12 protein-coding genes and 1 pseudogene are annotated in these 12,404 nt (G+C 68.6%); 10 read left to right on the top strand and 3 right to left on the bottom strand.

The genetic code is table 11. The features are described from left to right. Positions 1–92: 92 nt before the first annotated feature. Complete coding sequence (locus RVF83_RS04755; RefSeq protein ID WP_168432664.1) at positions 93–1,136, top strand: NAD(P)-dependent alcohol dehydrogenase; 1,044 nt, start codon at positions 93–95, stop codon at positions 1,134–1,136. 305 nt (positions 1,137–1,441) lie between these two features. On the opposite strand, the pseudogene RVF83_RS04750 reads toward RVF83_RS04755, so the two are convergent. Beyond that, positions 1,442–1,664: pseudogene (locus RVF83_RS04750) on the bottom strand (DUF6480 family protein). A gap of 164 nt (positions 1,665–1,828) precedes the next feature. Here RVF83_RS04750 and RVF83_RS04745 point away from each other — a divergent pair. Next, positions 1,829–2,035 (top strand): hypothetical protein, encoded by a 207-nt coding sequence (locus RVF83_RS04745; RefSeq protein WP_005196661.1) that lies wholly within the window; start codon positions 1,829–1,831, stop codon positions 2,033–2,035. A 74-nt stretch (positions 2,036–2,109) separates the two neighbouring features. Then, the gene (locus RVF83_RS04740) at positions 2,110–3,159 is read left to right on the top strand and encodes a hypothetical protein (RefSeq protein ID WP_039880184.1); all 1,050 of its coding nucleotides are present in this window, start codon (positions 2,110–2,112) and stop codon (positions 3,157–3,159) included. A 26-nt stretch (positions 3,160–3,185) separates the two neighbouring features. Here RVF83_RS04740 and RVF83_RS04735 read toward each other — a convergent pair whose 3' ends face one another. Both RVF83_RS04735 and RVF83_RS04730 read right to left on the bottom strand, forming a co-directional pair. Beyond that, positions 3,186–3,620: an SRPBCC family protein gene (locus RVF83_RS04735; protein ID WP_005196656.1), complete on the bottom strand. Its 435-nt coding sequence runs from the start codon at positions 3,618–3,620 to the stop codon at positions 3,186–3,188. Positions 3,621–3,681: 61 nt separating this feature from the next. Beyond that, entirely contained in the window at positions 3,682–5,217 is a 1,536-nt protein-coding gene (locus tag RVF83_RS04730; protein ID WP_039880191.1) for an FAD-dependent oxidoreductase, read from the bottom strand. Between the two features lie 132 nt (positions 5,218–5,349). On the opposite strand from RVF83_RS04730, the gene nadB reads away from it, so the two are divergent. The 7 genes from nadB to RVF83_RS04695 all read left to right on the top strand — a co-directional run bounded on the left by nadB (position 5,350) and on the right by RVF83_RS04695 (position 12,393). Continuing rightward, a complete protein-coding gene (gene nadB, locus RVF83_RS04725; protein ID WP_005196651.1) occupies positions 5,350–6,999 on the top strand; it encodes an L-aspartate oxidase in 1,650 nt (549 codons plus the stop codon). A gap of 73 nt (positions 7,000–7,072) precedes the next feature. Next, positions 7,073–8,086: an alpha/beta fold hydrolase gene (locus RVF83_RS04720; RefSeq protein WP_005196649.1), complete on the top strand. Its 1,014-nt coding sequence runs from the start codon at positions 7,073–7,075 to the stop codon at positions 8,084–8,086. A 167-nt stretch (positions 8,087–8,253) separates the two neighbouring features. Then, positions 8,254–9,198, top strand: a complete 945-nt coding sequence (locus tag RVF83_RS04715; protein WP_005196647.1) for a hypothetical protein — start codon at positions 8,254–8,256, stop codon at positions 9,196–9,198. Positions 9,199–9,359: 161 nt separating this feature from the next. After that, entirely contained in the window at positions 9,360–9,653 is a 294-nt protein-coding gene (locus tag RVF83_RS04710; RefSeq protein ID WP_005196646.1) for a metal-sensitive transcriptional regulator, read from the top strand. A gap of 49 nt (positions 9,654–9,702) precedes the next feature. Beyond that, complete coding sequence (locus RVF83_RS04705; RefSeq protein ID WP_005196644.1) at positions 9,703–9,909, top strand: heavy-metal-associated domain-containing protein; 207 nt, start codon at positions 9,703–9,705, stop codon at positions 9,907–9,909. 1 nt (position 9,910) lies between these two features. After that, complete coding sequence (locus RVF83_RS04700) at positions 9,911–10,105, top strand: hypothetical protein (protein ID WP_005196642.1); 195 nt, start codon at positions 9,911–9,913, stop codon at positions 10,103–10,105. Further along, positions 10,105–12,393: a heavy metal translocating P-type ATPase gene (locus tag RVF83_RS04695; protein WP_005196640.1), complete on the top strand. Its 2,289-nt coding sequence runs from the start codon at positions 10,105–10,107 to the stop codon at positions 12,391–12,393. The genes RVF83_RS04700 and RVF83_RS04695 overlap by 1 nt, the downstream gene beginning before the upstream one ends. The last annotated feature ends 11 nt before the right edge of the window (positions 12,394–12,404 follow it).

Raw genomic sequence — 12,404 nt, 5'->3', positions numbered from 1 at the left:
TGTGCGGTGCCGACCCATGCGCTTTCGTGCATCGGTCCTTCGACCGCGAACGTTGTCGACACCCCGAACACCCACACCTAGGAGATTCCCGTATGCCCACGACGGTCAACGCGTACATGGCCACGGCAGCAGATCGCCCGCTCGAACCGGCCACGATCGAGCGGCGCGACCTCGGCCCGAACGATGTCGCGATCGCCATCGCCTACGCCGGCATCTGCCACTCCGACATCCACACCGCGCGAAACGAGTGGAACGGCACCACGTTCCCGGTGGTGCCGGGGCACGAGATCGCCGGCACGGTCTCGGCGGTCGGTGACAGCGTCACCCGCTACGCCGTCGGCGACCGCGTGGGCGTCGGCTGCTTCGTCGACTCCTGCCGCGAATGCGAGCCGTGCCGCCTCGGCGAGGAGCAGTACTGCGAGCGGGGTAACACCGGAACCTACAACGCGGTCGGCCGCGACGGGCAGCGCACCCATGGTGGATACAGCACGTCCATCGTCGTCGACGAGAACTATGTCTGCCGCATCCCGGAGGGCATCGCGCTCGATGTGGCGGCTCCGCTGCTCTGCGCAGGGATCACCCTGTATTCGCCTCTGCGGCACTGGGAGGCGGGCCCCGGTAAGAAGGTGGCCATCGTCGGGCTCGGCGGCCTGGGGCACGTCGGCGTCAAGATCGCGCACGCACTCGGCGCGGAGGTGACGGTGCTGTCGCAGTCGCTGAAGAAGATGGAGGACGGCCTGCGTCTGGGCGCCGACCACTATTACGCGACGAGCGATCCGCAGACCTTCCGTGAGCTGCGGGGGCGGTTCGACCTCATCCTCAACACCGTTTCGGCCAACCTCGACATGGGGAAGTACCTCGGCATGCTCGCGCTCGACGGCACGCTCGTCGAACTCGGTCTGCCCGAACATCCGATCGAGGTCCCGGCCGGAGCCCTGATCGGCAAGCGCCGCAACTTCTCCGGTTCCATGATCGGCGGGATCGCGCAGACCCAGGAGATGCTCGAGTTCTGCGCCGAACACGGTATCGGTGCCGAGATCGAGGTGATCTCCGCGGACCAGATCAACGACGCCTACGACCGCGTGGTCGCCTCGGACGTGCGCTACCGCTTCGTGATCGACACCGCCACACTCTGATCACACTCTGTCCGACGACGCGTCTCGGCCCGGCCCGCTCATCCTGCGGCCGGGCCGGATGTTTGATGTACTCGTGGCGGGGAATCCGATCGGGGAAACTTCCCGCACCAACCTCGAGGAGGCGGCCGCGCATGACGTCAACGGAACTCGCGCCGGTCGAGCAACGTACCGATGCGCCGCGACACGTCCAGCTCCCCAGCACGCACGAGGGGGCCACCACGGAGCTGATGGCGCCCTGGCGCAACGTAATCCAGCACTCCAGGCCCTCGACGATCCTTCCGAATCGTCGAGGAGCAGATCGAATCTCAGAACACCATGGCGATGAGTCCGATGATGATCACCACCATCGCGATCACCAACAGCCCGACACCCCAGAAATGCGCCGACCCCGCCGGCCGGGAAGCGTTTGGTCCGATCGGGTTGTTCATGCGAAAGGCCTGACGTCTGAGGGGTGTCGGGAGGTGTGTCGCCGGGGGCGACGCCGCCACCGGCCTCGAGGTCGGGTGTCTCTTCCGGTGCCGGGTCCATGGACCCGCGTGGTTCATCTGACATGACGGTCGCATACCCGGGTCACCGCCGGCCCACACCTCGGCCGCAATCGCAGGTCTGTCGTGCGGCGTTTGGAAGCCATCCCCACCGGGAAACCGGACATCTGACGGATACCCGAAACGGATTGGTGGTGAACGCCCTACATGTCCGAAGAGCTACCGATGGAGCCGGCTGAGACCGGCACACCGGACCAGACCCCCGACGACGCGCGCCGCAAGGTCGACGAACTCGAGGCGGAACACGTCGATGAACCCGACGAGAAGGGGGCGTCGGCCGAACCGAGCTCAGCATCCGACGACGAGGACGACCTCGAGTCGCCGGCCGCCGGAGACCCCGAGCCGCCGGACTGACGTCGCCGAGGAGGTCGTCGTTGGATCCCACAACCGTCGAGCGCCAGGAGGGCAGGAGTATCCCGAGTCTGCGCATGGTGGCCGAACACGGATTGCCCGAAACCCTGATCACCAACGGGGAAGAGCGAATTCGCGGCATCGCCGAGCGGTTCGGTATGGACTACCGCGGAGTCACCGTCACTCATGACACGACACTGCAGATGACCCCGCGCGGTGATCTGGAGACCGTCTGGGGATCCGACCGCATCCCGGACGAGGTCGTGGTGTTCGTGACGGAGATGCCCCGTCTGTTCAGTGGGCGCGGCGGTCCAGGACGTTCCCGGGACAGCGTCGTGCTGGCGGAGCTCGACCGGGAACGTGGTGCCGCGGTGATCTCCCTGCCCGCCCTCGGCCCGTCGCCCCGCCGACGTCTGGGCAAGCTGATCGAGACGGTGGTGTCCTCACTCGAGGATTCCTCGACCGAGCCGTTCGAACTGTCTCGCGGTCTGCGCGTCGAACGGGACGGCGAAACGGAATACGTGGTAAGCGAAGGTGTTTACCCGCGTGTGTTGCTGACCGCGGGGATGGTTCGCGGCAATCGGCCGTGGCGTTTGATCCCGACACTCACGGGCATGACGGCGGCAGCTGCTGCGGCGGCGTCGTTCGGTGTCTTCTTCTCCACCATCTGGTCGATGGCCAACGCGCTCAGCCCATGGCGTCTGGCCGCCATCTCGATACTGTCGATGGTCCTGGCTGCACTCTGGCTGATCGTCAACAACCGACTCTGGGAACGGACCACCGACACCTACCGGCCCCGCGCCCGCCTCTACAACATGGCCACGGCCTGCACCGTCGTCTTCAGCGCGGTGGTCCTCTACGTAGGTTTGTTCCTCGCTGTCCTCGTCGCCGCGATGACCGTCATCGACGAGACATTCCTGTCCTCGCAGCTCGGATTCGAAGCGGGTTTGCACAATTACCTCAAACTGGCCTGGCTGGCGACCTCGATGGGGATCTTCGCCGGTGCGCTGGGGTCCAGCGCCGACAGCCACGACGACGTGCTCCGGGCGACGTACGGCTATCGGGAGCGCCTGCGACGCCGTGCAGCGGAGTCGTCGCAGGGCGGCGAGATGAGCGAATCGAGCTGAGCCGCTGTCGGTTCCGTTGAGATAGTTCAGCCGGGCTGGCGTTCGGCGAGCATCGCCAGGCGGGTCAGGCACTCGTTCAGTCGCGGCGACATGATCGTCTGCTGGATCACCGGAGGAATCCACTTCAGCGGTGCGGTCTCGACGAACTCCTCCATGCCGATGATGGAGCCGTTGCCGTTCTTCTCGATCGTCATCCTGATGCGGGCTCGCCCGAACGGCCATCCGGCCGCGGACAGCTCCAGCAAACCGGCCTTCGATTCGCGCGACTGGGTCTCGTCGTTCAGCAGTGCCGGCCAGATGCCCACCGAGTGGTGGATCTTCGACCCCGCCTGCGGCCAGGTGGGGTCGACGTCGCGGATCCGCGATGCGCCGACCACCCAGGAGGCGTAGAGCCAGCCATCGGACAACACCGACCAGACCTGTGCCGGGGTGGCGGACGTGTGGCGTTCGACGCGATACATCGGTGCTCCGTTCATTCGTGATCGGGTGCGTGAGATCTCAGGTGTGGCCGGGTGTGTCGGTTCAGCTGTCGGAGGAGTCCTGCGAGAACAGTTTTCGAGTCGCAGGGCCTTCGAGAACCTCGCCGGAATGGCTGAACCGGGAGCCGTGCAGCGGGCAGTCCCAGGACTGCTCGGCGTCGTTCCAGCGAAGCACGCCGTACAGATGAGTGCACAGCGGTGCGACGGACTGCGTCTGTCCCGCCACGGTGCACACGCCCTTGGGCGAGATTCCGGAATGCCCGACGCTGCCGTCGCCCTCGGCGGGTGAGGAGTTCGCCGGCTTCAGCAGACCGAGGTAACCGCCCACCATGTACGCCGCGACCTGTGCGTTCGCCGATGCCGCCGACGCGAGCGATCCGGGCTTGGTGATCTCGGAGGAGCGCCAGGGTCGAACGGTCTTGGACCAGTGGGGTTCCGAGCCGAGGATGCGCCCGGTCATCGACAACGCTGCCGCGACGCCGTTGGTGAGTCCCCACTTCGCGAATCCGGTGGCGACCTGGACGCTCTCCATCGTGGGCAGAAGTGGTCCGACGTAGGGCACTTCATCGATCGTCGTGTAGTCCTGTGCCGACCACCGCGCCACCATGCGGGCGGTGGGGAAGTGCTTCTCGGTCCACGCGATCATGTCCAGGGCATGCTGCCGTTCGGATTTCGTGCGGCCCACCTCATGTCCGAAGCCGCCGACCAACAACAGCTCGCCGTCGTGGCCCGGGCGGGTCGCGGTCCGCAGCGAGACCGACGGGTTGTCGGCACCGAGGTACATCTCCCGCGGGATCTCCTCGTCGACGGTGAAAGCCGCCGCATACGAGCGTTGTGGATGCACCCGCGCGAAGAACCCGCCGCGATCGAGGAACGGGACGCCGGTCGCGATCACCACCGACTCGGCCCGGACGTCACCGGCATCGGTGGTGAGGGTGTGGGGCGTGCCGTGGCGCAGACCCTGCACGCGGACTCCCTCGTACAGATGGCCGCCGTGGCCGCGCAGGTCGTCGGCGAGTGCGCGGAGCACCACCATCGGGTCGATCTGCGCCTGACCCTCGAGGCGGATGGCCGTCTTGACGTCGAACGGGAGTTCCGGGACGTCGACGTGCTCGACCGGGATGTCATGCGCTCGGCAGGCCTCGAACTCCTTCTCCACGGTCTTCGCGCCCGACTCGGTGGCCGCGAACGTCAGCGCCGCGCGCTCGTCGACGTGCAGGCCCCGGTGGGTGAGGTAGTGCCGGAGCCAGGCCTGTCCCTCGCGGTTCGCGTCGACGTAGTCGCGCACCGCGGACTTCCCGTGCCGGCTCGAGATCGACGACAAGCGCGTGCCCTGCAGCAACGACAGCTTGCCGGTGGTGTGGCCGGTCGCGGCGGCGCCGATGTGGCGCGCCTCGAGGACGGCGACCTTCTGTCCGGCCCGGGCCAACAGGAGTCCCGTGGTCAAACCGGTGATGCCGCCGCCGACGACGATCTGGTCATAGGTGTCGACGGTGCCGAACGGGGTGGTCTCGGGGCGCACGTCGGGGAGTCCGGCGTGATCGGAGTCGTTCGCCGGGTCGAACCAGAGCGTTTTCATGCTGGTCGGGGTTTCCGCGGACATGTGTGATCAAACATTTCGCCGGCGGGAGCTGCGGGGTAGGGTTTTCGACTGGGAATCGAAAACACCTCGCCGGAGTTGAGGGAGTACGACCGGCGAAAGGCGGATGACATGAGTACGTCCACATACGGACCGGGCGCGGACGAGGCTGTCGCGGATCGTGCCGATCTCGTCGTGGTCGGGGCCGGGATCGCAGGTCTGACCGCCGCACTCTGCGCCGCGGAAAGCGGACTGTCGGTCGTCGTGGTCAACAAGGGCCCCAGCTGGCGTCCCGACCGCGGGGAGCAGCCGACCTCGACGTTCTACGCCCAGGGTGGCGTCGCGGTGGTCATGCCCGATGTGCGCTCGACCGGCCCGGACGACGTCGATTCGATCGATGCGCACCTCGCCGACACGCTCGCCGCCGGCGGTGGCCTCACCGACCCCGCGGCGTCGCGCCCGATCCTGGCCGACGGGTGGTCATCGGTGTCCACGCTGATCGGGTGGGGCGCCGACTTCGACCGCGACGCCGACGGCCGACTCCTGCGCACGCGGGAAGGCGGTCACTCGGTACGACGGATCATCCATGCCGGCGGTGATGCGACGGGCGCCGCCATCCAGCGCGCGCTCAACGACGCCGTCGCCAAACGGGAAACCGGCCCCGGGCAGTTCATCCGCTTCCTCGACGACGCGATCGTCACGGAGGTCAGGGTCGTCGACAGCCGGGTCACGGGGGTGGCCTATCTGCAGAACGACCGGTTGGGCTCGGTCGACGCGCCGACGGTCCTGCTCGCCACCGGCGGTGCGGGCCATCTCTACGCGGCGACGACCAATCCGTCCGGTGCCACCTGCGACGGCATCGCGCTGGCACTACGAGCGGGTGCGCACGTCGCCGACCTCGAATTCATCCAGTTCCACCCGACGATGCTCTACACGCCGGGGGCCCGCGGACGTCGAACGCTCATCAGTGAGGCAGTGCGGGGGGAAGGCGGTCGGCTCGTCGACGTGCACGGACGGTCGGTGACCGACGGCGTGCACCCGATGGGCGACCTCGCGCCCCGCGATGTGGTCGCGAACGCCGTGGAGACCGCCATCGAGCTGACCGGACACCCCTGCGTCTACCTCGACATCAGCGGGGTGCCCGACTTCGAGCGGCGATTCCCGACGGTCAGCGCCGGAATCTGGGCGGCCGGCCTCGACCCGGCCGACAACCGCATCCCCGTCGTACCGGGCGCCCACTACCTCTGCGGTGGCGTGGTGACCGACGACGAGGCGCGCACCGCCGTCGACGGTCTCCTGGCCGCCGGGGAGGTCGCAAGGACCGGCCTGCACGGGGCCAATCGGCTGGCATCGAACAGTCTGCTCGAAGGCCTGGTCATGGGCCGGCGTGCCGCGACGGTCGCCGTCGGACGACGTGACCTGCGGCCGGACGGGCGTCCCGTCGCGGCGCCCGGGCCGGTGCCGATCCTCGACCGCGATCTGCTGCAGGACACGATGTCGCGACGGGTGGCTCTGCGCCGATCCGCCGCCGGGTTGTCACACGCGGCCGAGACGATCGCGAGTGCGCCGCGGCGGGTTCCCACGACGGTGCGCGAGGTCGAGGACGCCGCACTCACGCTGACCGCGTCGGCGGTCATCGCGGCGGCCACCGCTCGCACCGAGTCACGTGGCGCTCACGTCCGAACGGACTTCCCCCTCACGGTCGAGATCGGCGAATCCCACACGTTCCGCCTCGTCGACGGCGAGATCCAACAGTTGGGATTCGCCGGCATCGCGGTCTGAGCGCAGGCCCGCGCCGCGTACTCGAGCGCACAAGTGGATGCGGTTGTCGGATTCCAGCGATACATTGGCGCCGATGACCCAGAGCTCACCAGACGCGCGCGACGCCGAACCCCACGCCGACTCCGACGCCGCCGACGCCCCGCGACACGAGACCATCGACCTCGGTCACATCACCCTCCACGCGCTGGAGTGGGGTCCGGTCGACGGCCCGGTTGCGGTGTGCCTCCACGGTTTTCCGGATTCGGCGTGGACGTGGCGTCTCCTCGCCCCCGAACTCGTTGCCGCCGGGTACCGCGTCGTCGCACCGTTCACCCGCGGATACGCACCGTCGGACATACCGCGCGACAGGGACTTTCATGTCGCGGCTCTCGCCTACGACGCCCGTGAGATCCATCGGGCGGTCGGCGCCGGACCCGACGCGGTACTCATCGGGCACGACTGGGGTGCGCTGACGGTCAACGCCCTGTCCCACCGCTCGGACAACCCGTACTCGGCGGTGGTCGCGATGTCGGTTCCGCCGATACCCGCGATCCGGAGGGCGGTCGCCGAGGGGCCGGGTGCAGTTCGACTCCTGGCGCGGCAGGCGGCCATGAGCTGGTACATCGGATTCAACCAGTTGCCCTGGCTGCCCGAGCGGAGTCTCGGCTGGTTGATCCCCCTGCTGTGGCGCCGCTGGCGGTTACGGCGCCCCGGGACGCCGCGACCGAACTACGACCTCGACGTCGACCGTGCCCTCGCCGCGCTACCGACGCGCGCGCATCGCGCTGCCGTCCTGGGTTACTACCGTGCCATGCTCCGGCCGCGGGTCGACGCGCGCTACGCGGACCTCAGCCGCGACTGGTTGCGTGAACCCCGTTGCCGCACCCTGTATCTGCACGGTGCCGACGACGGCTGCATGCAGTCGAGGTTCACCGACCACGTGCGCGGCGTGTTGCCCGACGGCAGCGCCACCGCGGTCATCGCGGACGCCGGACACTTCCTCCACCTCGATCGCCCGGAGGAGGTGAATCGCCGGATCGTGATGTTTGTCGCCGGGACGCGCGGAGGCCAACAGGGTGACACCGGACCGGCCTCCTTCGTAGACTGACGCCCGGGATCTTCACAGCACCGCGGCCACCGGGGGCGCCGCGGCGCTTTCCGGGGGGGCGAGCCGTGATCGGCACGAACACTCGAGAACCACTGCGAAGACCGGCGTGGCATGGCCGGGACGGCGCGCATAGACGTGAAGCACTGCAGGTATGAAGGGGAGTCCGTATGAACGGCGAAGGCTGTTGGTCGACGGTGGTGTGCCGACCGACCGAACGGGCGGCGCTGGGACTGTCGGGTGACTCCGATTGGTTGCTGCAGTGTCGTCTCGCGATCGGCCATCGCGGGAATCACGCGACGGATGCGAGCACCCACCCGCGGCACGACCGCCGCCTCTGGCTCGAGTGGAACGACTTCGACGATCGCGCGCAGTCACTCATCGAACGCAACCCGTGCCCGGTCCCGTCGCCGGAAGGTGCCGGGTGTGTCTTCTTCGTCGGCCACGGCGGACCCCACTTCTTTGCACACTCGAACGGGCACGCGCCATCGGTGATGTCGGGTGCCGGAGCAGGCAATCATCAACGACCCGCGTCCGGTCCCGGCCGGACGGGTCTGCAGCCCCCGACCCCGAATCCCCAGCGGATGGGGTCACACCGGTTGCCGGACTCGGATCAACCGCCCGCTCCGCTGCCCCCCGCCGGTGGGCCGGCGTCCGGGCCCGCTCACGGTGCGACGCCGGATCCCCCTCCAGAGCCGGGATACCGCGGTGGCCGCCGGTCCACGAACGCCGAACCGCTCGTTTCCGAGGACTATCACGGCCAACGCCACCGGTCCGACGCCCCGGGCCAGGCCGCTGCCGGCCAGGCGGTGCCCGATATCGCAGCACCCAACCCGGCATCACCCAACCCGGCAGCCCCCGGGCCGGTGGTGCCGAAACCGGCGCAGACAAACCCGGCGACACCGGCTCACGCCGTGCCGGCGCTCCCGGACGTCCCGTCGCCGACGGGTGCCGTCCTCCCGCCCGTCGGTGTCCCGGATGCACAAACAGATGCTGCCGACCACGCCTCGGCGCCGATCTCCGAAGCGGAATCCGCACGTCGCGCCGAGATCAGCGCGGCCCTCGACGACGTCGCCGTCGCCCTGGCGCGCCTCGCCGCAGCCCTGCGGCCGTAGCTCCCACTGGTCTCTGAGCCCCGCGCGGCGGGGTTTCGTGCTGTTTGCGTTCCGGCCACCGGGCCGGAACCGCATACGGTAGGGGGGTACCGTTGTCGCTTGGATGCTGGTATACCTGATGGCGCATACCCCTGAGGGGTACCCGTCACAACAGGAGCGACATGGACGAGCACCAGCACGGCTACATCGGCCGCAAGGACGACTACCTCAAGCGACTTCGCCGCATCGAGGGTCAGGCACGCGGACTGCAGCGCATGGTCGAAGAGGACTCGTACTGCATCGACATCCTCACCCAGGTGTCGGCCATGACCAAGGCCCTGCAGGCAGTCAGCCTGGGTCTGCTCGAGGAGCACATGGCCCACTGCGTCGTACACGCCGCGCAGGAGAGCGACGCCGCCGGCAAGGAGAAGGTCGACGAGGCCATGGCCGCGATCGCCCGACTCGTGAAGTCCTGACGTCGACCGAAGAACCACACCACGAGACAGAGCAAACGGAGGAGCACCGATGAGCACCACCAGCACCTACACCGTCACCGGCATGACCTGCGGCCACTGCGTCGCCTCCGTCCGCGAGGAGATCGAGGAGATCGCCGGCGTGACCAGTGTCGACGTGGCCCTCGAAGACGGAGCCGTGCGCGTCGTCGCCGACCGTGAGATCCCGCGCGAGGAGATCGCCGGAGCGGTCGCCGAAGCCGGGTACTCCCTGGTCTGACATGAGCATTCCCAAGGGTCCCTTGGCCTACGTCGTCGCGCTGATCGCCGCGTTCGCGATCGCCTTCGGCGTCGGCCGGGCATGGGGACCGCAACCCGAACCGGGCACCCACGACGCACCCTCGCACGGCGTCGTCGAGACGACCGATCAGGATTTCGCCCCACACGACGACACGACATATGGAGGTGACCACTGATGTCCGCGAGTCCCGGCCTACAACTCGTCGATCTCGACATCTCCGGCATGACCTGCGCGTCGTGTGCGAACCGCATCGAGCGTAAGCTCAACAAACTCGACGGCGTCACCGCCTCGGTGAACTACGCGACCGAACGCGCCCATGTCGAGGTGCCCGCCGGTCTCGCCGCCGACGACCTCGTCGAGGTGGTCCGAGCCGCCGGCTACGACGCCGCGCCGATCCTGCCGGACCCGCCCGCCGGGTCGGAGGCGGACACGGCCGACACCTCACCGACGGCAGACCCGGAACTCGACGCGCTGCGGCAGCGGCTGATCGTCTCGGCAGTGCTGTCGGTCCCGGTGATCGCGCTCGCGATGATTCCGGCCTGGCAGTTCACCTACTGGCAGTGGCTGTCCCTGACGCTCGCCGCGCCGGTGGTCGTGTGGGGCGCCTACCCGTTCCATCGCGCTGCATGGATCAACCTGCGCCACGGCGCGACCACGATGGACACCCTGGTGTCGGTCGGCACGCTCGCGGCGTTCGGCTGGTCGCTGTACGCGCTCTTCCTCGGTACCGCCGGGACGCCCGGCCTCACCCACGGGTTCGACCTGCTTCCCCAACGCACCGACGGGGCGTCGCACATCTATCTCGAGGCGGCCGCGGGCGTGACGACCTTCCTGCTGGCGGGTCGTTACTTCGAGAAGCGGTCCAAGCGTCGGGCGGGTGACGCGCTGCGTGCGCTCATGGACCTCGGGGCGAAGGACGTTGCCGTCCGACGGAACGGAGTGGAGAGTCGAATCCCCGTCGGTCAGTTGGTCGTCGGCGACGAGTTCGTCGTGCGGCCGGGAGAGAAGGTAGCGACCGACGGCGTCGTGGTCGAGGGTGCCTCGGCGATCGACGCGTCGATGGTGTCCGGGGAATCGGTGCCGGTCGAGGTGACCGCGGGCGATGCGGTCATCGGCGCCACCGTCAACACCAGCGGACTGCTCGTCGTCCGGGCAACCGCCGTCGGTTCCGACACCGCACTCTCGCAGATGGCACGCATGGTCGCCGCCGCGCAGGAAGGAAAGGCCGACGCGCAGCGTCTCGCTGACCGCATCTCCTCGGTGTTCGTCCCCGCGGTGATCGCGATCTCGGTTGCCACGCTTGGCTTCTGGCTCGGCGCGGCGTCGTTGGACGAATTCGCGGGTGGCGACGTCACCTTCGCGTTCACGGCCGCGGTCGCGGTCCTCATCATCGCCTGCCCGTGTGCGCTCGGGCTCGCCACGCCGACCGCCCTCATGGTCGGCACCGGCCGCGGCGCACAGCTGGGCATCCTGCTGAAGGGGCCGGAGGTGCTGGAGTCCACGCGCCGCGTCGACGCCATCGTGCTGGACAAGACCGGCACCGTCACCAGTGGTGACATGTCCGTGTCGACTGTGATCGCCGTCGACGGTCGGGACGAGTCACAGGTCCTCGCGTGGGCGGCTGCAGTGGAAGCGGGGTCGGAGCACCCGATCGGCCGTGCCGTCGTCGAAGCGGGTCGTGGGCTGGTCTCCGAGAAAGCCCGGGATTTCGTGTCCACGCAGGGCGCCGGTGTTGCGGGCACCGTGGGTGACAGGCGAGTCCAGGTCCTCTCACCCAGCACGGTGACCGTGCCGATGCCCGCCGACCTCGCGCACGCGGTGTCGACTGCCGAATCAGGCGGTGCGACTGCCGTCGTCGTCCTCGTCGGAGATGCGAACGAGGATGCAGCCGAACCGGTTGCGGTCGGTGTCATCGCGGTGGCCGACCGCATCAAGGCATCGTCGGCCGAGGCCATCGCCGAGTTCCGGCGCCTGGGCCTCACGCCGAAGCTGCTCACCGGTGACAACGAGGGTGCAGCCCGCGCGGTGGCGGCAGCGGTCGGGATCGACGACGTGACCGCGGGGGTCAGTCCGCAGCGCAAGCTCGAGGTGATCGCCGAACTCCAGGAACAGGGTCACGTGGTGGCAATGGTCGGCGACGGCATCAACGACGCCGCGGCACTGGCGCAGGCCGACCTCGGTCTGGCGATGGGAACCGGCACCGATGTGGCGATGGCGGCCAGCGACCTCACGGTCGTGAGCGGTGACCTCCGCGTGGTCGCCGACGCCATCCGATTGGCGCGGCGAACCCTCGGCACGATCAAGGGAAACCTGTTCTGGGCCTTCGGTTACAACGTCGCCGCGATCCCGCTGGCGGCCGCCGGGATGCTCAACCCGATGATCGCCGGGGCCGCAATGGCACTCTCCTCGGTGTTCGTCGTGGGGAACAGCCTGCGGTTGCGGAGGTTCTCCCCGGCCCGCTGAGAACCGCCCTG

The organism is Gordonia rubripertincta (genome assembly GCF_038024875.1).
Taxonomy (GTDB): domain Bacteria; phylum Actinomycetota; class Actinomycetes; order Mycobacteriales; family Mycobacteriaceae; genus Gordonia; species Gordonia rubripertincta.
The sequence above is the reverse complement of the archived record's forward strand: the minus strand, read 5'-3'. Positions and strand labels throughout refer to the sequence as shown.

Excerpts from the sequence above, each read along its gene's own strand:
- RVF83_RS04720 (WP_005196649.1), top strand. The coding sequence starts at position 7,073 with ATGACCCAGAGCTCACCAGACGCGCGCGACGCCGAACCCCACGCCGAC.
- RVF83_RS04730 (WP_039880191.1), bottom strand. The coding sequence starts at position 5,217 with ATGAAAACGCTCTGGTTCGACCCGGCGAACGACTCCGATCACGCCGGA.
- RVF83_RS04745 (WP_005196661.1), top strand. The coding sequence starts at position 1,829 with ATGTCCGAAGAGCTACCGATGGAGCCGGCTGAGACCGGCACACCGGAC.
- RVF83_RS04705 (WP_005196644.1), top strand. The coding sequence starts at position 9,703 with ATGAGCACCACCAGCACCTACACCGTCACCGGCATGACCTGCGGCCAC.
- RVF83_RS04695 (WP_005196640.1), top strand. The coding sequence starts at position 10,105 with ATGTCCGCGAGTCCCGGCCTACAACTCGTCGATCTCGACATCTCCGGC.
- RVF83_RS04740 (WP_039880184.1), top strand. The coding sequence starts at position 2,110 with ATGGTGGCCGAACACGGATTGCCCGAAACCCTGATCACCAACGGGGAA.
- RVF83_RS04715 (WP_005196647.1), top strand. The coding sequence starts at position 8,254 with ATGAACGGCGAAGGCTGTTGGTCGACGGTGGTGTGCCGACCGACCGAA.
- RVF83_RS04735 (WP_005196656.1), bottom strand. The coding sequence starts at position 3,620 with ATGTATCGCGTCGAACGCCACACGTCCGCCACCCCGGCACAGGTCTGG.
- nadB (WP_005196651.1), top strand. The coding sequence starts at position 5,350 with ATGAGTACGTCCACATACGGACCGGGCGCGGACGAGGCTGTCGCGGAT.
- RVF83_RS04710 (WP_005196646.1), top strand. The coding sequence starts at position 9,360 with ATGGACGAGCACCAGCACGGCTACATCGGCCGCAAGGACGACTACCTC.
- RVF83_RS04755 (WP_168432664.1), top strand. The coding sequence starts at position 93 with ATGCCCACGACGGTCAACGCGTACATGGCCACGGCAGCAGATCGCCCG.
- RVF83_RS04700 (WP_005196642.1), top strand. The coding sequence starts at position 9,911 with ATGAGCATTCCCAAGGGTCCCTTGGCCTACGTCGTCGCGCTGATCGCC.